The organism is Pseudomonas serbiensis (assembly GCF_030580745.1).
In the GTDB taxonomy this organism is placed as follows: Bacteria; Pseudomonadota; Gammaproteobacteria; order Pseudomonadales; family Pseudomonadaceae; genus Aquipseudomonas; species Aquipseudomonas serbiensis.
Window position 1 is genome coordinate 127533 of record NZ_JAUQOO010000015.1, and the last position, 24512, is coordinate 152044.

Annotated in this window: 21 protein-coding genes, 1 tRNA gene and 3 CRISPR repeat arrays; of the genes, 10 read left to right on the forward strand and 12 right to left on the reverse strand. The window is 55.2% G+C overall.

Annotation, left to right across the window (positions count from 1 at the left end; translation table 11 throughout):
- The first annotated feature begins 1133 nt into the window (after window positions 1-1133).
- Window positions 1134-1761: a CRISPR direct-repeat array (repeat unit 28 nt; unit sequence CTTCACTGCCGTATAGGCAGCTCAGAAA).
- A 328-nt stretch (window positions 1762-2089) separates the two neighbouring features.
- Complete coding sequence (locus Q6A51_RS18935; protein WP_201018007.1) at window positions 2090-2932, forward strand: AraC family transcriptional regulator; 843 nt, start codon at window positions 2090-2092, stop codon at window positions 2930-2932.
- Window positions 2933-2982: 50 nt separating this feature from the next.
- Window positions 2983-3549 carry a LysE family translocator gene (locus Q6A51_RS18940; RefSeq protein ID WP_201018006.1) on the forward strand — a complete coding sequence of 189 codons (567 nt, stop codon included), beginning with the start codon at window positions 2983-2985 and terminating at the stop codon, window positions 3547-3549.
- A gap of 2 nt (window positions 3550-3551) precedes the next feature.
- Here the strand turns inward: Q6A51_RS18940 and Q6A51_RS18945 are convergent, their stop codons facing one another.
- Window positions 3552-3947 (reverse strand): RidA family protein, encoded by a 396-nt coding sequence (locus Q6A51_RS18945; protein ID WP_304575470.1) that lies wholly within the window; start codon window positions 3945-3947, stop codon window positions 3552-3554.
- Complete coding sequence (locus Q6A51_RS18950; protein ID WP_304575471.1) at window positions 3937-5073, reverse strand: DSD1 family PLP-dependent enzyme; 1137 nt, start codon at window positions 5071-5073, stop codon at window positions 3937-3939. The genes Q6A51_RS18945 and Q6A51_RS18950 overlap by 11 nt, the downstream gene beginning before the upstream one ends.
- Window positions 5074-5168: 95 nt before the next feature.
- Between Q6A51_RS18950 and Q6A51_RS18955 the strand changes: the two genes are divergently transcribed.
- On the forward strand, window positions 5169-6050 hold the full coding sequence (locus tag Q6A51_RS18955; protein ID WP_201005911.1) for a LysR family transcriptional regulator: 882 nt from the start codon (window positions 5169-5171) through the stop codon (window positions 6048-6050).
- Between the two features lie 115 nt (window positions 6051-6165).
- Window positions 6166-6921, forward strand: coding sequence for a hypothetical protein (locus Q6A51_RS18960; protein WP_304575472.1), 756 nt, complete (start codon window positions 6166-6168; stop codon window positions 6919-6921).
- 56 nt (window positions 6922-6977) lie between these two features.
- Here the strand turns inward: Q6A51_RS18960 and Q6A51_RS18965 are convergent, their stop codons facing one another.
- The 7 genes from Q6A51_RS18965 to Q6A51_RS18995 form a co-directional block, all read right to left on the reverse strand.
- Window positions 6978-7208, reverse strand: coding sequence for a hypothetical protein (locus tag Q6A51_RS18965; RefSeq protein ID WP_201005909.1), 231 nt, complete (start codon window positions 7206-7208; stop codon window positions 6978-6980).
- Window positions 7209-7305: 97 nt separating this feature from the next.
- Window positions 7306-8025, reverse strand: a complete 720-nt coding sequence (locus Q6A51_RS18970; RefSeq protein ID WP_304575473.1) for an alpha/beta fold hydrolase — start codon at window positions 8023-8025, stop codon at window positions 7306-7308.
- A gap of 152 nt (window positions 8026-8177) precedes the next feature.
- On the reverse strand, window positions 8178-8969 hold the full coding sequence (locus tag Q6A51_RS18975; RefSeq protein ID WP_201005904.1) for a TSUP family transporter: 792 nt from the start codon (window positions 8967-8969) through the stop codon (window positions 8178-8180).
- An 82-nt stretch (window positions 8970-9051) separates the two neighbouring features.
- Window positions 9052-10131 (reverse strand): hypothetical protein, encoded by a 1080-nt coding sequence (locus Q6A51_RS18980; RefSeq protein ID WP_304575474.1) that lies wholly within the window; start codon window positions 10129-10131, stop codon window positions 9052-9054.
- Window positions 10132-11048: 917 nt separating this feature from the next.
- A CRISPR array of direct repeats spans window positions 11049-11376; the repeat unit is 28 nt; unit sequence CTTCACTGCCGTATAGGCAGCTCAGAAA.
- Window positions 11377-11468: 92 nt separating this feature from the next.
- Window positions 11469-11999: a BRO-N domain-containing protein gene (locus Q6A51_RS18985; RefSeq protein WP_304575475.1), complete on the reverse strand. Its 531-nt coding sequence runs from the start codon at window positions 11997-11999 to the stop codon at window positions 11469-11471.
- A gap of 299 nt (window positions 12000-12298) precedes the next feature.
- On the reverse strand, window positions 12299-13567 hold the full coding sequence (locus tag Q6A51_RS18990; protein WP_304575476.1) for a DUF1835 domain-containing protein: 1269 nt from the start codon (window positions 13565-13567) through the stop codon (window positions 12299-12301).
- A gap of 280 nt (window positions 13568-13847) precedes the next feature.
- Window positions 13848-14891, reverse strand: a complete 1044-nt coding sequence (locus Q6A51_RS18995; RefSeq protein WP_304575477.1) for a hypothetical protein — start codon at window positions 14889-14891, stop codon at window positions 13848-13850.
- Window positions 14892-15007: 116 nt separating this feature from the next.
- Between Q6A51_RS18995 and Q6A51_RS19000 the strand changes: the two genes are divergently transcribed.
- Entirely contained in the window at window positions 15008-15568 is a 561-nt protein-coding gene (locus tag Q6A51_RS19000) for a hypothetical protein (protein WP_304575478.1), read from the forward strand.
- A gap of 56 nt (window positions 15569-15624) precedes the next feature.
- On the opposite strand, the gene Q6A51_RS19005 is transcribed toward Q6A51_RS19000, so the two are convergent.
- Together Q6A51_RS19005 and Q6A51_RS19010 are read right to left on the reverse strand one after the other, a co-directional pair.
- Complete coding sequence (locus tag Q6A51_RS19005) at window positions 15625-16167, reverse strand: BRO-N domain-containing protein (RefSeq protein ID WP_304575479.1); 543 nt, start codon at window positions 16165-16167, stop codon at window positions 15625-15627.
- A 1611-nt stretch (window positions 16168-17778) separates the two neighbouring features.
- A complete protein-coding gene (locus Q6A51_RS19010; protein ID WP_304575480.1) occupies window positions 17779-17997 on the reverse strand; it encodes a hypothetical protein in 219 nt (72 codons plus the stop codon).
- A gap of 342 nt (window positions 17998-18339) precedes the next feature.
- Here Q6A51_RS19010 and Q6A51_RS19015 point away from each other — a divergent pair, with 342 nt between their 5' ends.
- Complete coding sequence (locus tag Q6A51_RS19015; protein ID WP_304575481.1) at window positions 18340-18888, forward strand: hypothetical protein; 549 nt, start codon at window positions 18340-18342, stop codon at window positions 18886-18888.
- Window positions 18889-18971: 83 nt separating this feature from the next.
- Window positions 18972-19422: direct repeats of the CRISPR family, unit length 29 nt; unit sequence TTTTCTGAGCTGCCTACACGGCAGTTAAG.
- Window positions 19423-19791: 369 nt separating this feature from the next.
- Here Q6A51_RS19015 and Q6A51_RS19020 read toward each other — a convergent pair.
- Window positions 19792-19876 (reverse strand) — tRNA-Leu (locus Q6A51_RS19020).
- A 117-nt stretch (window positions 19877-19993) separates the two neighbouring features.
- Here Q6A51_RS19020 and queA point away from each other — a divergent pair.
- The 4 genes from queA (at window position 19994) to secD (ending at window position 24507) form a co-directional block, all read left to right on the forward strand.
- Window positions 19994-21058 carry a tRNA preQ1(34) S-adenosylmethionine ribosyltransferase-isomerase QueA gene (gene queA, locus Q6A51_RS19025; protein ID WP_304575482.1) on the forward strand — a complete coding sequence of 355 codons (1065 nt, stop codon included), beginning with the start codon at window positions 19994-19996 and terminating at the stop codon, window positions 21056-21058.
- Between the two features lie 14 nt (window positions 21059-21072).
- A complete protein-coding gene (gene tgt / locus Q6A51_RS19030) occupies window positions 21073-22188 on the forward strand; it encodes a tRNA guanosine(34) transglycosylase Tgt (protein WP_095067087.1) in 1116 nt (371 codons plus the stop codon).
- Window positions 22189-22241: 53 nt separating this feature from the next.
- The gene (gene yajC, locus Q6A51_RS19035; protein WP_025258825.1) at window positions 22242-22577 is read left to right on the forward strand and encodes a preprotein translocase subunit YajC; all 336 of its coding nucleotides are present in this window, start codon (window positions 22242-22244) and stop codon (window positions 22575-22577) included.
- A 61-nt stretch (window positions 22578-22638) separates the two neighbouring features.
- A complete protein-coding gene (secD, locus tag Q6A51_RS19040) occupies window positions 22639-24507 on the forward strand; it encodes a protein translocase subunit SecD (protein WP_304575483.1) in 1869 nt (622 codons plus the stop codon).
- Window positions 24508-24512 lie beyond the last annotated feature (5 nt).

Here is a 24512-nt window from a genome sequence, read left to right on the forward strand (position 1 = left end):
TAAATTTATGTAAATCAGTTGGTTATGGATTGAGTGGCCGTGTGATTTGATTGGTGTTGAGCTGCCTGTTCGGCAGTTGATCAGAGCAGATGACCGTTAGTGACCGGGTCGTATTTCTGAGCTGCCTATACGGCAGTGAAGTAGGCGCCGCTCAGGTAGGCGTCGCGCAGGTTTTTCTGAGCTGCCTATACGGCAGTGAAGTTGGCGCCACTCAGGTTGGCGTCCTCCAGGTTTTTCTGAGCTGCCTATACGGCAGTGAAGTTTCTTGTATTTCTTTAATGTGGTGCGTTGTTTTTCTGAGCTTCCTATACGGCAGTGAAGCGCTCCCTCCGGCGAGGGCGGCGCTCACCTGATTTCTGAGCTGCCTATACGGCAGTGAAGACTGGCCAGAGACTTGTCCATCAGCTCGCCGTTTTCTGAGCTGCCTATACGGCAGTGAAGATGATTTGCGCGAAACGGCTAATAGCTATTTTTTTCTGAGCTGCCTATACGGCAGTGAAGCGTCTTTTGGTCGACTTCACCGAACACCCAACTTTCTGAGCTGCCTATACGGCAGTGAAGATCCCAGAATTGTGCCCATTGTGTTTGTAACTTTTCTGAGCTGCCTATACGGCAGTGAAGTAGACACTCTGCTCGATAACCTTACGTTTTCAAAGAAAAATATGAGCTTGCGATCGTTTTACCCCTTTTTTTCGTCGGTTCTGTAAGTGATTGATTTTAAAAGGGTGCATGGTGGGCGAAAAAAAGAGGGTCAGGATCAGCAATTGATCCAGACTCGCGGCCTCATCGTCCCTCGATTACCGAACAACCGCAGCGCAAGGCCTCCCGACAATGGTGCCAGCACTGCGAGAGTCACCGTGTGTTGCCTTGTCGCGGGCAAGCCCCTCCCACGGGGATTTGATTTATCTGCGACAAGGTATCGAGGGCAATACATTTTCGTGGAAGGGGCCTTGGCCGCGACAGTGCTCAGACAGAAATGCACCAGCAATGAACCCTTTTTTGACCCTCTTTTTTTCGCCTCAGATTCGTTCTTTAAAAATCAATGACTTACAAAACTCGGTAAAAAAAAGGGTAAAACAGCTTTTGGTGCATATTTTTCTTTGAAAACTGTAGGTTATCTAGCAGAGTGTCTACTTCACTGCCGTATAGGCAGCTCAGAAAACTGCGGCAGCAGCGAGCTTGGCGGCTTTTTCCTTCACTGCCGTATAGGCAGCTCAGAAAAACTGAGGGCAATAAAAATGCCGCAATCTCGTCTTCACTGCCGTATAGGCAGCTCAGAAAAGGTTCTTTTTTTTGCCTCGAATTCAGTGATTCTTCACTGCCGTATAGGCAGCTCAGAAACACAGCAACGCCAAGCCCCGCCGCAACAGCAGCTTCACTGCCGTATAGGCAGCTCAGAAATTAGAAATTGATGGTGACGTGCGGCACTTCACCTTCACTGCCGTATAGGCAGCTCAGAAATTGACCGGCGGCAACCGCTCGACCTTGACCGGCTTCACTGCCGTATAGGCAGCTCAGAAATTTCTGCCGATCAAGTCAGGGCTATATCCGAACTTCACTGCCGTATAGGCAGCTCAGAAATGCTAGAGATGGTATTTGTGCCAGGCATAGCACTTCACTGCCGTATAGGCAGCTCAGAAAAGTAGAAAGACTGCTCAACAGAAGCGTTGTGCCTTCACTGCCGTATAGGCAGCTCAGAAAATCCTGGGCGTATCACGCTTGTGCGATTGATCCTTCACTGCCGTATAGGCAGCTCAGAAATTTGGCTACACGGCAGTGAACTCGACTCGGTCGAGCAGGTATTCACCCAGGCGTTTCTAAGCTGCCTGCATGACACTGAAGTCGCCAGCAAGCTGCCTCCCACAAAGTAATTCATGACCTTAACTGATCCGCCTTACTCGGTAGGCGGATTCATTCGCGAAAGGGTACGTCCGACATAGATATGTCGTTTGAAATACCCCTTTCCCGGATGAGTCCGGTCCTACAGGTTTTGAGGGCAGTGATCAGCCAACCCTGCACAAACCTTCTAGACTTCCCGCCTCCCATACGCGATAACACTCAACCCGACCCCAAACCCTGTAAGCCCACCATGACTCAGAGCAACTGGATCAATCTTGCTCAGGACCGCGACACCGGTATCGAGACGTTGCATGCCCATTTCCAGGGGAATGCTCATGTTTACGATCCGCATTGGCATGACAGTTATCTGGTGGGTGTCACGGAGCAGGGTGTGCAGCAGTTTCATTGTCGGCGGCAGCGTTATGCCTGTACGCCGGGGCAGGTGTTCATGCTGGAGCCGGGGGAGATTCATGATGGGGATGCGCCAAGTGCAGACGGCTTTACGTACCGGATGCTTTACCTCGACCCGGACTGGGTGGCCCGTGAGTTGCCCTCGCTGTTTGAAGACGCGCCGGATGGCTATCAACTGGGGTTCGCCAGCACTCTGGCAAGCGACCCGCGACTGACCAACGCCACTCTTTTTGCTTTTGCCGCTCTGCATGGGCAGGAAACGCGGTTGTTCCGGCAAAGCGCGCTCGATGGATTGCTGGAGCGGCTTACCGGCAATCTGCGCTGGCGGCTTCGGCAGAATCAGGACCCGCGCCTGCCACAGGTCGCCTTGCGCGCCCGTGACTATCTGCATGCCAACTTTCGACGCGATCTTGGCCTTGATGAGCTGGCTCAGGTCTGCGGCGTGGATCGTTTTCGTCTGAGTCGTGCCTTCAAGTCGGCATTTGGCTTGCCACCCCATGCCTATCTTGTGCAACTGCGTCTGGCCCAGGCCCGAAGGATGCTGGCTGCCGGAGCGTTGCCCGTTCAGGTTGCCAGTGACCTGGGTTTTGCCGATCAGAGCCACCTGGGTCGATGGTTTCTGCGAGCCAACGGCATGACACCATCGGCCTATCGAAACCGCTGCACGGATCTTCCAGACTAAGGCCGCATACCGGGCGAGCATGAGCGCATCCCGCTTCCGGAGTTGTGCTCATGTTGTCCTTCCTGCTGTTTGCCTTTGTTTCCTCGATTACCCCTGGCCCGACCAATATTCTGGTCCTGAGCAACAGCGCCCGTTATGGCCTGCGGGCCAGCCTGCCGATCATTTTCGGTGGCTGCATGGGCGCAGCGGCACTGGTGCTGGTGGTCGGGACTGGCGTGGGACGTTCTCTGGTACAGATTCCGGGTGCTCAGACGCTGATGTCGGTTGTCGGTGTGGCGTGGTTGACCTGGCTGGCGTGGAAGATTTTCACCAGTGCCAGCACCATCGAGCAGGACGACAAACAGCAACGGCTCGGTTTTGTCGGCGCGGCAGGCCTGCAAGTGGTCAACCCCAAGACATGGATGATGGCGCTGGCGGTCGTCAGTGTCTTCAGCCAGGGCACGGTGGTCGATCTGGCGCTGGTGTTCTTCCTGGTATCGCTGCCCTGCATGGCGTGCTGGGCATTGCTGGGCCGTGGATCGGCGCGGCTGCTCAAGTCCGGGCAGGCCATGCAGCGGCTGAACCGTGGCATGGCGGTGTTGTTGCTGGTGTCGGCATGGGCCGGGTTCCTGCGTTGACGTCAGTCCTCACACCGCGCAACCGCCTCGATCTCAATCAGATACCCATGATGCAAAACCGGCACGGGCACCACCGCGCGTGCCGGGCGATGTTGGCCCAGGCAGCGGGCATAGAGTTGATCGAACGCGGGCCAGTGTTCGATGCCGACGATATAGACGGTCACCTTCAGAAGATCATCTGCGCCACTGCCGGCCTTTTCGATAATCGCCAGCAGGTTATTCAGGGCAATGGCGGCCTGGACCTCGAAAGGCTCATCGACACTGTGGTTGCCATCGGCGCGTACCGGTAACTGGCCGGACACCCACAATAAGCCTTGATGACGCACGGCCTGTGAATAATGCCCGCCCGGTGCCGCAGCATTCGGGGTGTGGACCAGGTCGATCGGTTTACCAGCCATGCAGACGACTCCAGATGTGCGTTTCGCTATTGGCATCAAGGGCGTGGTAATGAGGAAATTGCGCACCCGTCGCGCAGGCATGGTTCGGCAGGATGCGCAGGCGGCTGCCTATCGGGAAGAGGGCGGTCAGGTCGCTGCCTGCTGATGCTTGCAGAGTCACTATGCCGTGCTCTTGGTTGGCGCTGTGCAGCAGGGTGCCGTCGATCCATTGGCCGTCTTCGCTGCACACCTGGCCATAGGCGAAATCCTGCTGCTGACGTTGCGTGCCACGGTCGCGGCTCATGGCCATCCAGCCCGAGTCGGTAATCACCCAGCCCTTGTCCAGTTGATGGCCGATGACCGTGGTCAGCACGCTCAAGGCCAGTTCATCGGCCTGGCACACGCCGACGTTATGCATCACCAGATCAAAGAACACATAGACCCCGGCACGCACTTCGGTGACGCCTTGCAGATCGGCAGCCGACAGCGCGGTGGGTGTCGAGCCTACACTCACCTGCGGGCACGGCAGCCCTGCCGCCCGAATCCGCTCGGCGGCGCTGACGCACTGATAACGCTCTTGCTCGGCCAACCGTTGCAGGGCTTGGGCGGTGTTCAGTTCATAGCTGGAGCCTGCATGAGTCATGACCCCGACGAGATGCATTCCGCCGTCATGCAGCACCTGCGCGACCTCGATCAGCACATCGTCGTCGCACTTGATTCCAGAGCGATGGCCATCGCTGTCGACTTCAATCCAGACGTCCAGCACCTCACCTCGCTCCTGGCCAAAAGCGACGATGGCCTGAGCTCCGGCAACGCTGTCGGTGATGATGCTCAGCTTGCAACCCTGACGTTTGAGCACCAGCGCTTGAGCTAACTTGCCGGGCACCATGGCGACCGCGTAGAGAATGTCAGTGATCCCGGCCGCAAAGCAGTGCGCGGCTTCTTTCAGGGTCGACACCGTGACACCACTGGCACCTGCTGCTATCTGCGCCTCGATCACCGGCAGGCACTTGCTGGTTTTGACATGGGGGCGCAGGCGAACGCCCAGGCCGTCCATGCGCTGCTGCATACGCTGGATATTGCGCTGCATTCTGGCCACATCAATGATCGCGGCAGGCGTTTCAAGAGTAGAGAGAGCGGTGGGCATGGTCGGTTCTCCAATGTCGACTGATGGCCTCACTCTACTGATCAACCGTAAATCCATGGTTAAATCGGCTGTCACTTATGATTAAGTAAAATTGAATGATCACCATCGAAGATCTGCGTCTGGCCGTGACCCTGGCGCGCTCCGAATCCCTGAGCGCAGCCGCCAGAACCCTCAATGTTTCACCTCCGGCGCTGTCCATGCGCTTGCGCAAGCTGGAGGCTTTGCTGGGTTCCAACCTGGCCAATCGGGATGCCCGACGCCTGAGCCTGACGGCGGAAGGCGAGCGTTTTGCCAAAGAAAGCGCAGCCTTGCTGGAGCGGCTGGAAGCACTGCCCGAGTCTTTCAAGCAGCCCGATGATCAGTTGAGCGGCACCCTGCGACTCGCCGCGCCCTTCGGCTACGGTCGCCAACGCATCGCGCCACTGCTGGCCCGGTTTGCGAAGCTGCACCCAGGGCTGCGCCTGCATCTGGACCTGCGCGAAACCCCTTGGCCGGATCGGCACGACAGCGACGCCGTGATCCATATCGGCAGCATCAATGACAGCTCATGGGTTGCCCGCACGCTGGTGCAAAACGAGCGTTGGCTGTGTGCCAGCCCGCAATACCTGAAAACTTACGGTGTACCGCAGAGCCCGGCCGAACTGGCTAACCATCGTTGCATCTGCATTCGCGAGAACGAAGAAGACGTCACGCTCTGGCACCTGCGCAAACAGACCGCCCGGCATACGCTGCGTATCGAGCCTGCGATGCTCTGCAACGATGGCAGCGTTGCGCGCCGTTGGGCCGAGCAGGATCAAGGGTTGGTCCTGCGCTCCGAGTGGGATGTAAACGATGCCATCCAGAGCGGCGCCCTTGTTCGGGTACTGGCGGACTGGTCGTTCGAGAGCGCGCCGATTCTTTTGCTGGTGCCCTCGCGCAAGCACCGCAGTGCGCGGATGCAGGCGCTGGTGGGGTTTCTTGAGGCGTCGTTGAAGTGAGAGCGATGGATTACTTTTAAAGATGAATGATGTCACGCCGATACCGCTGTAACTTCAATCACGGCTCGGCCCAACCTCGCAGGATGCGCAGAGCTTCCGTCATGGACGAACATCAATGAATCAAAGTGGTTACCTGTGTCTGGCCTTCATGCTCGTCGTGGGCTGCCTGAGCTTTTTTCTGCAACCCGAAGCCGCTGGCGTTTCATTCGCATTGATTGCGCTGTTTTCCTGTAGCTACTTCGTCTATTTCCTGATCAAGAACAACCTGCATCACGGCATCATCCGTGGCCTGCTGTTGTCAGTGCTGATCATGGCACTGGCTGTCATCCCGGTGATTGGCTGGATCGTGGTGATCGGTTTTGTGATCTACAACATCTCCAAAGCTGTGGATGGCCTGAAAAGCCTGATCCCGGATGTGCTCACCAGTGTGGTCATTTACGGCCTGCTGCTTGCCCGACTGGCCTTCGATATTCGTGACCCGCTGGCTATTGCCGTACTTGCCAGTGCTTATCTGGTGGCTGCGATCATCTATTGCCGAAGCCTCAACGGGCTGACCACCCGGAATGCGCTGTTCAAGATGAGCATCATGTGGCTCTCGATTCCCTTTGCGGCGCTGACCGTCATTTCCATCGTTTCAGCCTTGGGCAACCTGTTCCGCACCATCAGCTCCACCATCACCCGTACGGTTCTTACGCCTCAAGTGGTTTCTGCCCACATGCGTGGCGGCATTCAGATTGAGGAATACACCCGCACTATCAGCACCTCCGTCAACGAAACCGTCACGCGAGTCGTGCCAGGTGTGGGGGGCGTAGTGACAACTTCCATGGCCGGTGAAGTGGCGCAGAAAGTGAAAGACGAGAAGGGCGAGTAATATTACCCGGCCGTCAGTTCTTGGCTGACGGCCAGGTTCTGGATATCCAGGGCAGGTCAGAGAAGTTTCTTCTCTTCCTTGTCGACATGCTTGTCCGCCTTATGGCGTTCTTCATCGTCGTGCTTGGCACCTTTGTCGACTTCTTCGGCGTCATGTTTGACACCCTTTTCCACTTCACGGGCATCGTGCCGGACGCCTTTCTCCAGCTCGCTCTCGGCAAGGGCCGGAGCCGTGACGCTACCCAGCAGTAGAGTTGCAGCGAATGTCGCCATCACCAGCTTCTTCATAGACTTCTCCATGTTCTGAACGGCCGTCCCTTCATGGGGCGATCAGGTTCAACGATAGACCAGTCGAAAAGAGCGAGTGGGCATTCTGTCGGCGAGTTCAGCTATTGATGAAGCCTGAAATCTCTAACGAAAGTTGCTGCGCATATTCCGGGTTATTGCGAAACCAGGCCGAAACAGCATGGTCGCATCCGGGCAGAACATGCTTTTTGAACTGATGGGGACGCAGGTTCTTTTCAATGGCTTCGATCACTTCATAAGGAATCGCGCTATTGATGATGCGTTCTTGCGGCGTGCCCTGATCTATTGTCACTGCCCCCACCGATGTACCGACAACTTTGCCGAAAGCCGTGGATTCAAGACCATCGAACTCGCCGATTACCAGCATGAGTTCTCCCTCGAAATCGCGCAGGAACTCAAGCGACGATGAGTCGAGAAAGTTACAGGGGACCGAAATGGCACGTTTGAACGGCTCGCCAAACGGTTGTTGATACGCCGCATCTGCATACAGGGCAGGGCAAAACAGGACGACCTTCTTGACGCGGGTTCTGTGGGCTTCAGCCACTTTCAGGGCCAGTGCTCCGCCCATGCTGTGGCCGATCACGGTATTGAAACCTGTGCCCAGGCAATCGGCAAACCGCAAGGCTTCTTGCAGGTTATTGGCCAGGGAAGTGTCTGCTAACGGGATATCAGTTGTTGTGTTGTGCCCGGAAAGATTGAAACTCAAACTGGCAACGCCCGACGCCTGCAAAGGGTACAGAATGCCGTTCAGTTTGCTGTAATCCGAGCGGGCACCATGAATGGCCAGAACCTGCGGCATTGCATCTGGCGTCGCTGTGCTCGACAGGATTCGACCTTCAAGTTCATACCCCTCGAAGGCCTGTGAAAAATAACAGGCAGGACCCGCCGGCGTTTCATCGAACTGCAACCGGGACCGAAGTCGAGAATCGCGGGTTAACGCCGGCAGATTGATCATAACGAAGCCAGTGTGTGCATGAATGCAACGCGCAACGGGTTGGTTTCCACGCTCAAGAGTTTAATGGCCAGCGCGCAGCACACCACGACCAACATGGGTTTGATCAACTTTGGGCCAACCTTTACAGCGGCCCGCGCACCCAGTTGAGCGCCAATGAAGGCCGCCAGGGCCATGGCAATTGCTATCGGCCAGATAATAACGCCCTTGGTGATAAAGACCGACAGAGAACCCAGGTTGCAGGACGCATTGGCCAGTTTGGTAAAACTCATTGCTCTCATCATTCCCAGGCCGCACAGCAGGACGAAACCCACAATGAAGAACGAACCGACACCAGGGCCAAATACACCGTCGTAAAAACCCAAGGCAGGCGCAACGGTAAATGAGAACAATAGAATACCGATTCTTTTGCGGCGATCTTCATTGCCGATCTTTGGCGAAAAAGCAAAATAAAGCGCAACCAGAATCAGCATGATCGGTACGCAGACTTCCAGATAGTGCTTGTCGATGGAGCTGACCAGTAACGCACCACTGGCACCGCCAATAAAACCGCATAGCACCAGAAAACGACCTTCCCGCCATTCGATCATGCCCTTGCGAGCAAAGGTGACCGTTGCCGAAATGGTTGCCGAAGCCGCCTGGAACTTGTTTGTGGCAATTGCACTGATCGGGTCGACACCGGCCAGAAACAGTGCCGGTAATGTTATCAGCCCGCCGCCTCCGGCAATCGCATCAAAAAAACCGGCGCAAAAAGCCACGAGCGCCAACATGCCAATCAAATCCCAAGACATCACATTCCCTCATTACCCATACAGGCCAGCCATCTGCATGGCTGGCCGTTCAAGAATCTCGGCAAAACCGAGAGCAACGCAATCACCCACGCAGCAACAGCGGGTCCTCTGAAATAACGAGAGGGGAAGAGAACTTGGACATGCCAAAGATACGGACCAGTACCCGCCGGTTATCCTTGATGACATCCCGGCAATGCAAGGCCCGAATATTATTGATGATAATGGCCGACTCCTGAGTCAGTACGTACTCATACGGCGTGCTTTCTTTAATACCGTCGCAAAGAGCGGCGTAGGCTTTTTTCACGAAGGGCGAAGCGTTTTCATTGACTGAAAAACGATATGAATTGAAGCGGGCCGCAAAGCCGACTTTATTATCGAACTCCAGAATCGACACGCCTTTACCATCTTCACCTTTACCGCTGACAAAAGAGTCGCTGCGAGTGAACTGGAAACTGCCGGTCGTCAATGCCAGGCAATGGGTTACACCGATCTTGTCCAGCACAGGCGGGAGCGGGATGACGGTGGTCGGCTCCTGGCTCGGGTTCCAGAGGGCTGACAGTATCAGCGAGGACGGTGAAGGCGAATGCCCGTCCTGAGCGTTCACGGCACACCAGTAAGGTGCTTCGGTATGAGGCCCGAGCGCCAGGCCTGAATGGGAACTCAGTTCCTTTATCTCTGGCTCGGCCTCGATTTTAGTCAAGCCACCGCCTTTGAAGTTGGCGACCAGACGAACCAGTTTGCCTTCGTTGTCCATGTCATAGGCAAAGGAACTGTTATCCACAAGCTTCAACAGGATCTGATTACGTGCGGCCATGCACAGCACGTCGTCTCGATTCTCCAGTGCTTCCAGCTCCGGCAACTCATCGGGAGGGCTGACATCGCTGATCTTTTGCAAACCTTCAAATATCAGCAGCGAGATAAGACCATCGGAATAAGCACCCAGAAGTTCGCATTGTTCTTTCGACATCGAGAACTTCAACTCAGTGGCCGCGACAGAAGCCTTGGCCCTTGCGCCCGCAGCTTGCGGCCCGCCAATAGCCGCCAGCTCTTGCGAGAATGTATGCAGCAGTTTGGACTGTTGGTCATCAAAACGGAAAGTTCTGACTTCCTGTTGAACGATAGATACAGCGGATTCGGCACTTTGTTTTATAGCTGTTGTCATGTGTGACATCCCTGTGGTGCTAAGCACCTTTTTTATTGTTTATAAGTACTACTGGAACAACAACGGGTGAGGCAACGCATGACACAAGATGCATGGCCTCAGGCATAAGCGAATCAATGATGTTTTTGAAGTTAGCGCAACAAGGCAGCCCGCAGAGAAGCGCAAGGCATGGAGGGTATGAACGGGAGCGGCAATTTTTTGCGTTCTTGACGGCGCATATTCTGAAAACCTGGCTGACTGTTTTTATTTTAATTCTTGTAGCTGCTCTCGTATCCAGGCGCTGGCAGTACCCGGGATAGAGGCCTTTCAGAATGGGTGGGAGTATTGAAACTTCCCGAGGCAGATAACGGCCCACTGAAAAAGCGCGCAGAGATTAACATCAAAATAATGGCCGTCAAATTCTTTTACAATATTGTGCCTGTCATGCCATAAAAAACGCTTGATAAATATATAAACCACTTGGTCAGGTTTTTTAACACTTTGCCATTCGCAAACGATTGCAGGAACGAATTCATTCGCGAAGAGGCATATATGCCGCTCTGAAAATACGCAGAAGCGCGCTTGCCCGCGATGGGGCAATGAAAAATGCATGGTTCAAGACGCAGGCAGTGCGAATATCAGCAGCGGCGCATTTCTGAGTGGCCTATGCCGCAGTGAAGAGTGTGCCCCGTCGCGGGCAATGATTTCTCGTGGGAGGGGCCTTGGCCGCGACATATCAACAGGTACGGCTATGTCGCATAGTGTTTGAACACCTGTCTACAACGGCCAGGAATGAACCCTTTCTTGACCCTCTTTTTTTCGTCTCAGGTTCGTTCTTTAAAAATCAATGACTTACAAAACTTGATGAAGAAAGGGGTAAAACGGTTTCAGGCGCATATTTTTCTTTGAAAACGGAGGGTTATCGAGCAGAGTGTCTACTTCACTGCCGTATAGGCAGCTCAGAAAATATTACCCACACGGAATACCAGCTTGCGGCACTTCACTGCCGTATAGGCAGCTCAGAAATCAACTGCTGGCAAGCATGGAAAAGAGCGGCACTTCACTGCCGTATAGGCAGCTCAGAAATACAGTCAGGCTTCTCTAAAGCTTCAGCACTTCTTCACTGCCGTATAGGCAGCTCAGAAATCAAGCATCAGCTGCTCGTGCTCCAGGCTGTCCTTCACTGCCGTATAGGCAGCTCAGAAATGCGCGCTCAGTACCCCTACGCATGAGTTTGTCTTCACTGCCGTATAGGCAGCTCAGAAAATCACCGGATGAATGTCGCCGTCCGGCAATCGACTTCACTGCCTATAAGGCAGTGAAGGCAAAAGCCGTTGATCGTGAAGGCCTGTATCACTTCAGCTACCAAACGCGCCCCAAACCTTGCGCCACATTCCTTGCCTGGGCTGCGGCGGGATCTCCATCACCACATGTGGCATATCCCGAAACCGAATCCATGATTCGTTACGCCATTGCAATACGCTCAGGGCATTGCCGAACCATTGCATCTGATTCAGACACGGTTGATCGCCCGTGACAGCATGTTGCTGATGCAAAACCGGCAACACGTCATGAGTCAGCCAGTGACGCAGGGCGCGGTTTTCTGGGATGTAATGGTGAACCAGCATCGCAAACACACCGGATTCACTGAGCAGCACGCACTTTTCCCAACGGCCATGGGCTTGCAGCCAGGCTGTGCGACGTTGATCCGGGTCGAGCTTGAGGGTGGCGCGTTCGTCCAGCTTCTTGCCCATCAGCCGCGCAAGGTCTGCCAGACAAAACCATGCCTGAGCGTCACACACGACGGCACGCAATGCGCGGTGATGGCGGTTGAAAACGAGGGCTTCAAATTGTTCTGTGCAGGGCGCAGAGGGATTGAGGGGGTACATTGGCGTAGCTCCTGGATGATTGAAGCTGCCAAACAACGTCGTCAAACGAATGGGTGGCAGCTGTGCGAAGGTTGACGAACCGGTATCCAGGAAACCGGCAGACCCGAAGGTCTCCGACGCACAGCCGCCATAACACGTACTTCAAGCGTAAGCCTGAGGCAGTGGGGGAGACGCTGATACGCCTGGATAGATCGGATCGTCAAATCCGGCCGCTGATTTTGCAGCGAACGGCGCGGAGACTAACGCGCACTGCGAGACGTGGCAACTGCTGGCCGTTCGATGCCTGTTTCAATCACTGCTCATTCAGAGAAGCCAGTCACCTGTTCACGCCAAACCGGCAATAGCTGCTCATCAATCACCCAATGAGACTGCCCAGGACGTATGCAGACACCACCGACCCAACGCTCATGAGCAGCATGCTCCAGCCAATATGCTTCACCTCTCAAAACCTGCTTGCCCAATGGCGTAATCGTCAACAGACGCCGAGGCCATTCCAGATGAACCTCCGACTCGATCAGCAAAGGGCGCGGAGTATCGATCAGCGGTCGCATCATCGCGTGAAACATCAAATCCCCAAGAAACGGCAGCGGTTCGCGCCTGGCCATCAGTTCGGCGAAAACCCTGCCGAATGCCACCGGCCCAGCCTCGTCCACACACTGCAAAGCCAGACGCTCAGTGAGCGACAAGCCATCGCGAATACCCGGCAACTCCTGCAATTGCCGCAACAGCGCCGGCGCGAGAAAGGGCAGGGCGGCGTTCGGTTCATGAGCCAGTTTCGCCAACGCGACGGGAGATGAATCGCAATAAGCCAGCCACGCCTGACGCGCCAACAGCAGCGCGTCCTCATCGATCAGCCTGCGCTGCGGCCAAAGCCAGGCAAGCACATCGGGAGCCAGTTGCCCGATACCGATAAAACGCTGAACGCCGGGCACACGATCCACCTCAATCAGCTCAAGCTTGCGCGGCAGACGCTCAAGCCCCGCCAGCGCCCGGATCAGGAAAAGCTGGTCATAAGCATCCGCTTCACACCACAGCACACTATGGTCGGCGTCGCTCAACTGCGTAAGGTTCGAGTATTCATCGTCGAGCCGTCGCGCAGCATCGGCCACATCAATCCCGAAAGCATCGCTGATGAACCGGCTACGAAGCGCCTTGTAATCCTCGGCAGGCAAATCCTGAACCGGCCCCATGCACAGCGGGTCCGCCAGCATCCGAAATGAACCCTTGAAACCCGCCAGTTGCAGGCTGTGCGCAATATCATTGCCGCACCGCCAATGCACCGTCCGCGCCTCATCACTCGCCTCGAAATCCGGATGCCGCGCCGCAAAATCCACCGCATCCACATGCGCCTTGAGCTTGGGCCAACTGCTGAAACCCAACTCCCGGGCAATCAGCCATTGAGCATCGGACAAGCTCACAGGCGCGGAGGAATGATTACGTGAAAACAGCGAAAGCTCATCAGGCGCAGCGCCATTTTTCATCCGTTGCAAAAGCTCCTTGGCCCGCTTGCGCTGCTGCTCAAGGTTGATACGACCGTCATTGGACAATGACGCAGAACGAGTAGACATACGATCTCCTTGCACAAACCTTGTCCGCTTGAAGGTCGGGAGTCGTAGTGACGAATGCGAGAGGCAAGATCCTGGGCGCAGCCCTTTCCGCGGATGGGGGCGTGGATAGCGCCGAGCGGGAATATAGGCAATGGGTCCGATGAAAGCAATGTTCACCGTGTCCTGATACTGCGCTTTCTGTAGGACCGGATTTATCCGGGAAGGCGTTATTTCTGACGATAAAGATGCAGGAGAATGAATAAGCAGAGCGCCGCCTGATGCGGGGCGCTCTGCTTATCGATCAGTTTTTCCAGCAATTGATGAATCGTTCGCACACGCCATATCGCTTGTCCAGATCGGCCATCCGATTCAGGTTGTCACTCAGGTTTTGCCTCATCACTTCACGAGTGGTGCGGTTGTAGTATTGCAGCATCTCGTTGTTACTGAGTAGCAACCTCGTGAGATTGGCTGTCTTACTGCCCGGCGTAAGGACTTTCAGGTCTTCAGTTGTCTGCCGTTCAAGCTGCGTGCGATAAAAGTCGTTGTAAAACTTTAGCGAACGCTCTTTGGTTGAGTTCACATCGTTAGCGAAGGTCTGAACGTTCTGGCGATACTCAGCCCAGTAGGCATCCGGGAGAGTAATGGTCACGAATTGTTTGCGGTCATTGACCGCCTTGTCGAGTTTTTCGGCTGTCGGTAGTTGGTCTGCTGGTACAGCCGTGACCTTCATTTCTTCAGTGAGGCTTTCTTTGATGATCTGATCGATCAAGGCTGTTCGTTCCGGCGTGGAAGGTTGCGCTTCTACAGGCTTTGGAAATATTGCATTACTCCCGGTGCAGCTTGGCAAGCCTTTGTACACCAGTGGTATCGGCGAGCGCGTAACAGTACCGTTGAGCTGATGTAGCCGATTGAGCACGGCTTGGCACTGATTGCCTGCATAATTGAAGGTCAGTTCGTATTCGGCACCGCTTTGCGGTGTGAAGTTGAAGCTAGTCCCGCATACCGTGCCCGTGGTTAATGTATTGGTACGCAAGAAGAGCTCGTGGCCCGGTTTTAGTTTTAATTCGTAATACGCCTTGATGCCCTCTTGAGGAGGGATACTCATGCCTGCCCGCCGACTGGTGTTGGCTACAAACAGGTTGTTCATCAAGCCAGTGGTTTGGCCATCGCAATGCTCTGTATCGAACACGTCGAGTGTGGCGCTTTCCAGTTTGCTGATGTAGCGCAGTTTTGCCGCATCGGGGCCATTGAAGTCTGGATACGTGCCGTTGATACCACATCCGCTCAGCAAAATAGCGAAAGCGGTTACTGCGCCGAGCACACGCAGTTGAGAAAAGTTTGACATGGCAATGTATCCTCCTTGAAACGCGAGTAAACGAAAGGGCGACAATGCTAATTACAAGGCTTGTCACCGTCCAGCGCGCTCGTGCATGTATGAGTATTAATCGATTGGAGTAAGGAATGCTCAAGCTGCGTCAGCTTCTTGCAGTGTGCTTCGTGGGCTCACTGGCTGGATGTGCGTCGATGCCCGACGAGATGAAACTGGACTCAAAAGTCTACTCCGCTCAAAACGCGGGTCTGGTGGTGGGAACGTTTATCCAGGAAGGCGCCTTCGGGACCTGGCTTGGATTTCGCGATGTTAATACTGGCAAGAATTATGGCTGGGGTGCCAAGGATTACTATTCAGCCTGGCTGCCAGCCGGGGAGTACGAAGTGTCCAGAATGGGCGCACGCCGGGGTGTAATGGGGGCCTACTCCAAGCCGCTGCGTTTTACCGTCAAGCAAGGCGAAATCAACTACTTGGGCGAAATGGTCTATGGCTGTCCGTCGTCCTCTCCAACAGCAGCGCTGTATGGCGTGATGAGTTGCGGGTTCCTGGCGCTTGGCGAGTGTACGGTGCCGTATCCTACCGAACGCATCTGCGTAGTGGATCGCCAGGAACAGGCGACCAGGATTCTTCTGAAGCAAAACCCCGAATATTCCAACCTGCCTGTTCGTGGCTCGGTAATGTCTGTTCGATGAAAACGTGCTGATCAGCAAGGTCGTGTAAGCAACACGGCCTTAATTGGTCAGCGGTCTCAAGCTCTCTGGCTGCCGTCTAGATGCGACATCACCTTCCGCCAGAACCCGCGCTCAGGCGAAGGTAGAACCTGCGGTGCGACATTCGGCATATCCCGCAACCGAATCCAGGGCTCATCACGCCACTGCATCACACTCAATGACGTGCCCGGCCAGTGCAAATGGCTCAGCCTAGGGTTATCCAGCGTCACGTTCTGCGCCCCATGCAGCACCGGCAACACCTCATGAGTCAGCCACTGCCGCAACGCCCGATTCTCAGGCACGTAATGATGAACCAACAACGCAAACGCCCCCGACTCGCTGACCATCAACTGCTTTTGCCACTTGCCGTTGGCCTGCAACCAGACAACCCGACGCTGATCGGCATCCAGCTTGAGTGCCGAACGCTCGCCCAGGGTTTGGCCCATCAGGCGGGCAAGGTCCGAGAGACAGAGCCAGGCTTGGGATTCGGTGAACATGGCGCGCAGCATGCGGCTGTGGCGCAGGAAGAGGGTGGCTTGGAAGGAGGATGTACAGGGAAGATCGCTGCTGAAATTTTGCATGGCTTCATTCATCGGAAATGGCTGATGGAACTGCCCCGCATTGTCGCCAAACAATGGGTGGCAGTTGTGTGTGGGTTGGCGAACCGGTAGCTATTTCCAAACCCGGCAGGCCCGAAGGCCTCCCGCACACAACCGCCATAACGCGATGAGCCGACAGGATAAACGACTGCATCACGATGGGGAGAGATTTAGCTTGGTCGGGTCGCCAAACCCTGTCGCTGAATTGGTAGCGAACTGTCGGGAAGGGTAGCTTGGGGGGCTGGGTGGGGGAAATGAGGAGATTCAGTTTGGGTGGATGGATGGGGAGTAGGTGGTTGTAGGGCGGGTGTGAGTGGGGGTGTAGGATTTGGTGTTATGAAGTGGAGTAGGGCTGCTTGGGGCGGCAGTTAACGAAGCGGACCATACCCCACAATAGCCCTGTTTTTTCTGAGCTGCCTATGCGGCAGTGAAGGCATAATGCGGCGGCATTCACAGGTTACGTTTTGACATCTTCGACGCTATCAACTGCGATGAAGAAAATTACGCTTTGATTTACGTCTTAACGAATTGCGTCATAAAAAATCGGAAAGTATTTTCGTAACGCTTTTTATTTTCTACTGATTTTTTGTGTTCGTATTGCAGTGCGCTTTTATGACTGCAGACAAAGCATCACGAATGCATTAGGCAGTGTTGCCTATTTCATTAGGCAATGTTGCCTACTGTCGAGACAGATTAAATGAGTTTACTAGGAAGTGCTGTTAGCCGTTTGTCGGATAATTATGGTTGCGTGTTCGCGCAATGCACTGCGCGCGCGAAACATCATTTCTCGCGAGTACCCCACTGAAACCCGTTGATTGGCGAGGAAAGCGCCGTGCGCGGTGATGGCGCGGAGCTACAAAAACGACGAGGCCCGCGCATTTGCGGGCCTCGTGGCAGATATTTTCAGGTTGCTTCCCTCAGGAAGTCTTGTTGTAATCTGCCTTAACCACTCACAGCTGTACTTCTTTGTTACTCGCATTTCAAAGGGTATGGCTCTGTGACAGACCCGTCAAGCTCGAACGGGGCACGAAACGGTCATCAGGTATCGTTTAGCGTGACTTTGTAGAGGTAAATTTATTAATCGTATCGGTTAATAAATTGTTCCGGTTCAGTCGCAGGTGATTGGGATATTCTGCTGCTAGTCGTTAGGCACGCGCAGGTTCTGTCACTTAAGAGATATTCCTCATGAAAAATTTCATAGAGAAATTCTTTCCTGAAGAATTGATTCGATTACTTCAGACCGCCTATTGGCTTGTCCGTCTTTGTCGAATCATTCAACAACTCTAACCTAACTGCGAGGGCCTTTGGCCCTCGCTTCTTTTTCTGGCACCGGTGGTGTTACTTTCGGCAGCAGCTTGTTAGACCTATTCTATTCCTTTGGTTTGCCTAGCACATAGGCCACATAAGCCCTTCCTGTCTCATACATGCTGGGTACACGGCCAACAACGTCGACCCCTCTGCCAGCTTCTTGTTGGCCTCAGACGGGCCGTCCACTTGCACCACTTCGCTTACTTCGGTCTTCTCCATCGATCTGCTCCTTGCATGGCTGAAACTCGATCTCATCACTTTTTGTGACGGCGGCGGGATGGGGGGTTAAGGATCGCTCAGATCTGGTGCATCGTTGCAGGCCCACACCAGCCCTTCTGTAGTATGTCTACGCACATGATAAGTCACCGACGGTGGCTGTTCATTTACGCGACGGGCATCCCAAACTACAGGCGGCGAATAATAATCCTTGGACGATTTGTACCATTCGCCCCTGTGCGGTCCGTCGATCACCGGCAGCGGTTTTGTAAAGTCACGCTGGGTCATGGTTGTGCTCCTTCCATGTAAGAGAGGCTGATCAGCAAGGTCGTGTAAGCAACACGGCCTTACTTGACCGGTGATCTCAAACGCTCTGGCTGCAGTCTATACGCGCCATCACCTTCCGCCAGAAGCCACGCTCATGTGAGGGTAAAACCTCCGGGGTAACATTCGGCATATCTCGCAACCGAATCCAGGGCTCATCACGCCACTGCATCACACTCAATGACGTACCCGGCCAGTACAAATGGCTTAGCCTCGGGTTACTGACGTTCGTTGACCTGCTCCCTTTGAACTAGGCATATTGCCTGTCCGCAGCGAAGAGCTGTTCAACGGATTAGGGGCGCGGCAATGGATGTAGCAACGAGCAATAAAAGAGTCTTAGGGTTGTCAGTGTTGGCCTTGGTCGCGCTTACATTCTCGGCGGCTAATAACGCCTATGCAGCAGACGGCGAAGGCTTCTCTCCCTCTCTCGCATGTAAAGTGCTCGAAAGAACCCCCGGCTTCAAACCCAATCCCAGCGGCTATGCGGCGTTGTATGACGATGTTTATTCCTGCGGCACCCCATACAAATATTTAGGGTCACAAGAGTTGCCCAACAACGTAGCGTTGTATGGTCGAGGTACTAAGGACGAAGTGACGCGGGTTAAGCTTATGCTCAACGTGAACGTGGAAAGTCGAGCGGCCGAAGATACAAGGGCACTTGCGTCTCTGTGCACAAAAATGATCGCAGATCTATCGGGTAGTATTCCTCCTGGATTTGGCAAGAAGGCTAGCCTGGGCAAACCGTTCGAGGAGCAGTTTCAGGGCTACAAGATTTTCCTGACTAAAGAAGTCTGGCCGACAGGCAAAGGGTTTGAGTTGAATTGCGGTATCGCTACCTTGAGTCATGAGGAGTAGCGAAGTAGTCGATACGGCTCAATCGGCGGCTTCTCGTGTTGTTCTGTCTACCTGAGGTCGTTCGATGGAGCGAGTTTGGACGATTTTCTAAGCTGCCTACACGGCAGTTAAGATTGAACGTGAAGTCTTGTGGGCCGACTCCCATTTCTGAGCTGCCTACACGGCAGTTAAGATGTTGAAGGGCGGTAAGATCCGGTGTGCCCTGTTTCTGAGCTGCCTACACGGCAGTTAAGCTGCTGGTCATGCATGAGCGGATGCAGGGTAATTTCTGAGCTGCCTACACGGCAGTTAAGCGCAAGATGTTGAAAGCTCAGGGCGTCGGAATTTTCTGAGCTGCCTACACGGCAGTTAAGTGATAGCGCGACCGGCGAGAACGTCGATGACTTTTCTGAGCTGCCTACACGGCAGTTAAGGGTTACCAGCTTGGTTTTCGGTGTTGACGGGTTTTTCTGAGCTGCCTACACGGCAGTTAAGCTAAGGCAGAAGTCGTGCAGCGCGCCCTCGATTTTCTGAGCTGCCTACACGGCAGTTAAGTAGACACTCTGCTCGATAACCTTTCGTTTTCAAAGAAAAATATGCGCTTGCGGTCGTTTTACCCCTTTTTTTCGCCAGTTCTGTAAGTGATTGATTTTAAAGGGGCGCATGGTGGGTGAAAAAAAGAGGGTCAAAAGAGGGTGCGTTAAGTAGTGGCCTAGCACCGGACTTGTAGGATGCGACTTCAGTCGCGAGAGGCCGGTACATTCAAAGGGGATGTATTGTCTGGAATGCCGTTTCGCGAATGAATTCGCTACAGGCCCGGCAAGCAGACTGGATCATCACCAAAACCCAGACACAAAAAAACCGGCTCAACTGGCCGGTTTCTTTTGAACCCAAGCTCTGCAACCGCTTGGGTGTCTTGCTGTTTGGTGCCCCGAGGGAGACTCGAACTCCCACTCCTTTCGAAAACGGATTTTGAATCCGCCGCGTCTACCAATTCCGCCATCAGGGCTCAATGGCGGCGAAGTATAGGGATGCGCATGCCGTTGGTCAACAAGGATTTTTGCAGGTTTTTTACTAATCTCTCCAAACCGGATAAACTCCCCGGCCCTGCTTATCGAACACCATCATGCGCGTTGCTGACTTTACCTTCGATCTTCCTGATTCCCTGATTGCTCGCCACCCACTGGCCGAGCGGCGCAGTAGTCGTCTGTTGACCCTGGACGGGGTGAGCGGCGCGCTGGCGCATCGTCAATTCACTGATTTGCTTGAGCATTTGCGCTCTGGCGATCTGATGATCTTCAACAACACCCGTGTGATTCCCGCACGTCTGTTCGGGCAGAAGGCGTCCGGCGGCAAGCTGGAGATTCTGGTTGAGCGGGTGCTGGACAGTCATCGGGTGCTGGCGCATGTGCGGTCGAGCAAGTCGCCCAAGCCAGGTTCGTCGATTCTGATCGATGGTGGTGGCGAGGCCGAGATGGTGGCGCGCCACGACACGCTGTTCGAGTTGCGTTTTGCCGAGGAAGTGCTGCCGCTGCTCGACCGCGTCGGGCATATGCCGTTGCCTCCTTATATAGATCGCCCGGACGAAGGCGCTGACCGCGAGCGTTATCAGACGGTCTATGCTCAGCGCGCCGGTGCGGTGGCTGCGCCGACGGCGGGTTTGCATTTCGATGAGCCGCTGCTGGATGCGATTGCCGCCAAGGGCGTCGAGACGGCCTTTGTGACGCTGCACGTAGGCGCTGGCACCTTTCAGCCGGTGCGGGTAGATCGAATCGAAGATCACCACATGCATAACGAATGGCTGGAAGTCAGCCAGGAAGTCGTCGATGCCGTGGCCGCGTGCCGTGCGCGGGGCGGGCGGGTGATTGCGGTCGGGACCACCAGCGTGCGTTCGCTGGAGAGTGCCGCGCGTGATGGCGTGTTGAAGCCGTTCAGCGGCGACACCGATATCTTCATCTATCCGGGGCGGCCGTTTCATGTGGTCGATGCCCTGGTGACCAATTTCCATTTGCCTGAATCCACGCTGTTGATGCTGGTTTCGGCGTTCGCCGGTTATCCCGAAACCATGGCGGCCTACAAGGCGGCCATCGAGCATGGGTACCGCTTCTTCAGTTACGGTGATGCGATGTTCATCACCCGCAATCCCGCGCCGACTGCCCCGCAGGAATCGGCCTCAGAGGATCAAGCATGAGTCGCACCTGTCGTATGTCTTTCGAGCTGCTGGCCACCGATGGCAAGGCTCGTCGCGGTCGCCTGACCTTCCCTCGTGGCGTGGTGGAAACCCCGGCGTTCATGCCGGTGGGCACTTATGGCACGGTCAAGGGCATGCTGCCTCGGGATATCGAGGCTACCGGCGCGCAGATCATTCTGGGTAACACTTTCCACCTGTGGCTGCGTCCGGGTACTGAAGTCATCAAGGGCCATGGCGACCTGCACGATTTCATGCAGTGGAAAGGGCCGATCCTGACCGACTCTGGCGGTTTCCAGGTGTTCAGCCTGGGCGCGATGCGCAAGATCAAGGAGGAGGGCGTGACCTTCGCTTCTCCGGTCGATGGCGCCAAGGTGTTCATGGGGCCGGAAGAGTCGATGCAGGTCCAGCGTGATCTGGGCTCGGACATCGTGATGATTTTCGACGAATGCACGCCGTACCCGGCTGATGAAGATGTCGCACGGGTTTCCATGGAGCTGTCGCTGCGCTGGGCCAAACGCTCGAAAGTCGCTCATGGCGAAAGCACGGCGGCGCTGTTCGGCATCGTGCAGGGCGGCATGCATGAAAACCTGCGCATGCGCTCGCTCGAAGGGCTGGACCAGATCGGTTTCGACGGCCTGGCCATTGGCGGTCTGTCTGTGGGCGAGCCCAAGCACGAGATGATCAAGGTGCTGGATTATCTGCCGGGCCAGATGCCAGCAGACAAACCTCGTTACCTTATGGGGGTAGGCAAGCCCGAAGATCTGGTTGAGGGTGTGCGCCGCGGAGTCGACATGTTCGACTGCGTGATGCCGACCCGTAATGCCCGCAACGGCCATCTGTTCATCGATACCGGTGTTCTGAAGATTCGTAATGCGTTCCATCGCCATGACGATTCGCCGCTGGATCCGACCTGTGACTGCTACACCTGCAAGAACTTCTCCCGCGCTTATCTGCATCACCTGGACAAGTGCGGCGAAATGTTGGGGAGCATGCTCAATACGATCCACAATTTGCGGCATTACCAGCTGCTTATGGCTGGTTTGCGCGAGGCTATTCAACAAGGTACATTGGCCGCCTTCGTCGATGCCTTCTATGCCAAACGCGGCCTTCCAACGCCGCCGCTTGGCTGAAACAGAACCGATTTTTCGTGTTTCTTATACTAATTATGCAATTGGAGCGCTAAATGAGCTTTTTCATCTCTCCCGCTTTCGCGGATGCTGCTGCACCGGCTGCCGGTCCTGCGGGCACCGGCTTTGAGTGGATCTTCCTGGTCGGCTTCCTGGTCATCTTCTATCTGATGATCTGGCGCCCACAGGCCAAGCGCGCCAAGGAGCAGAAAAACCTGCTCAGCAACCTGCAGAAGGGCGATGAAGTCGTTACCACTGGCGGTATCGCTGGCAAGATCAACAAAGTGACCGATGACTTCGTGGTTATCGAGGTTTCCGACACTGTTGAGCTGAAGATCCAGAAGGGCGCTATCGCTGCCACTCTGCCAAAGGGCACCCTGAAAGCGATCTGAGTACCATTTTTACCAATCGACGGGGCGCGCAAGGCGCCCCGCGTTCTAAGCGGGCGGCGTGATGCTGAACAAATACCCTCTGTGGAAATACGTACTGATCCTGGCGGTGCTGGTGGTCGGTTTCATTTATTCCGCACCCAATCTCTACCCTGACGACTCGGCTATCCAGATCAGTGGCGCCAGTACTGCGCTGCAGGTCAGTCAGGCGGATCTGGATCGTGCAGGCAAGGCGCTTGCCGATGCCGGTATCTCGGTCAAGGCCTCCTCTCTGGCTGAGAATGGCAAGGGCGGTTTGTTGCGTCTGAGCAAGCAGGAAGATCAGTTGCCAGCCAAGGATGTGGTGCGCAAGGCTTTGGGTGATGACTATGTCGTCGCACTCAACCTGGCCCGTACTACCCCGACATGGTTGCGTAACCTGGGCGCAAGCCCGATGAAGCTGGGTCTGGACCTTTCCGGTGGTGTGCATTTCCTGTTGGAGGTGGACATGGACAAGGCCATCGATGCTCGCCTGAAAGTCTACGAAGGCGAAGTCAAGACTCTGTTGCGTAAAGAGAAGGTGCGTTATCGCAGCCTTCCACAAGTCAACAATGTCATTCAGTTGGGTTTCACCGACGATGCCGAGCGTGAACAGGCCCGTGCCCTGGTCCGCAAGAGCTTCACCGACTTTGAAATCACGCCTGCCGAGTTGAACGGTATTCCTGTTCTGCGTCTGGCGCTGACTGCAGCCAAGCTGGCTGAAATTCGCGAATACTCCATCAAGCAGAACCTGACTACGGTGCGTAACCGCGTCAACGAGCTGGGTGTTGCCGAACCTCTGGTCCAGCGTCAGGGTGCCAACCGTATCGTGGTTGAGCTGCCGGGCGTGCAGGACACTGCCGAAGCCAAGCGTATTCTCGGCAAGACGGCCAACCTGGAATTCCGTCTGGGCGCAGGCCCTGATGATTCCAAGGGCACCACCGAGATGTTCGAGTTCCGCGAGGGCGGTCGTCCTGCGGCTGCGGTCGAGCGTGGTCTGATCATCACCGGTGATCAGGTAACCGACGCCAAGGCGAGTTTCGACGAGCATGGCCGTCCACAGGTGAACATCAACCTTGATGGTCACGGTGGCGAGCTGATGAGCCGTGCAACCCGCAGCAACGTGGGTCGCAGCATGGCGGTAATCTTCATCGAGCAGCGTCCGACCACGACCTATGTCAAGCAGACGGTCGATGGTGTCGAGAAAGACGTGGCGGTGCAGACTTTCAAGGAAGACAAGAAAATCATCAGTCTGGCGACCATTCAGTCGCCGCTGGGCAGTCAGTTCCGGATCACCGGTCTGAACGGTCAGGGTGAGTCCTCCGAGCTGGCGCTGCTGCTGCGTGCCGGTGGTCTGGCGGCACCGATGTACTTCGCTGAAGAGCGCACTATCGGTCCAAGCCTGGGTGCCGACAACATCACCAAGGGTATCGATGCTTCCCTGTGGGGCATGCTGTTCGTTTCGCTGTTCATCATGGCGATCTACCGTTTCTTCGGTCTGATCGCGACTGTCGCTCTGGCCTTCAACATGGTCATGCTGCTGGCGCTGATGTCTCTGCTGGGTGCAACGCTGACCCTGCCGGGTATTGCCGGTATCGTTCTGACCATGGGTATGGCGGTCGACGCCAACGTGCTGATCTTCTCGCGTATTCGTGAGGAAATCGCCAATGGCATGAGCGTGCAGCGTGCAATCAACGAAGGTTTCGATCGTGCCTACACGGCGATCCTCGACGCCAACCTGACGACGTTGCTGGTCGGCGGCATTCTCTTTGCGATGGGCACAGGCCCTGTCAAAGGGTTTGCGGTGACCATGTCGCTCGGGATCTTTACCTCGATGTTCACGGCCATCATGGTGACCCGCGCTATGGTCAACCTGATCTACGGCGGTCGTGACTTCAAGAAGTTGTGGATTTAAGGGGC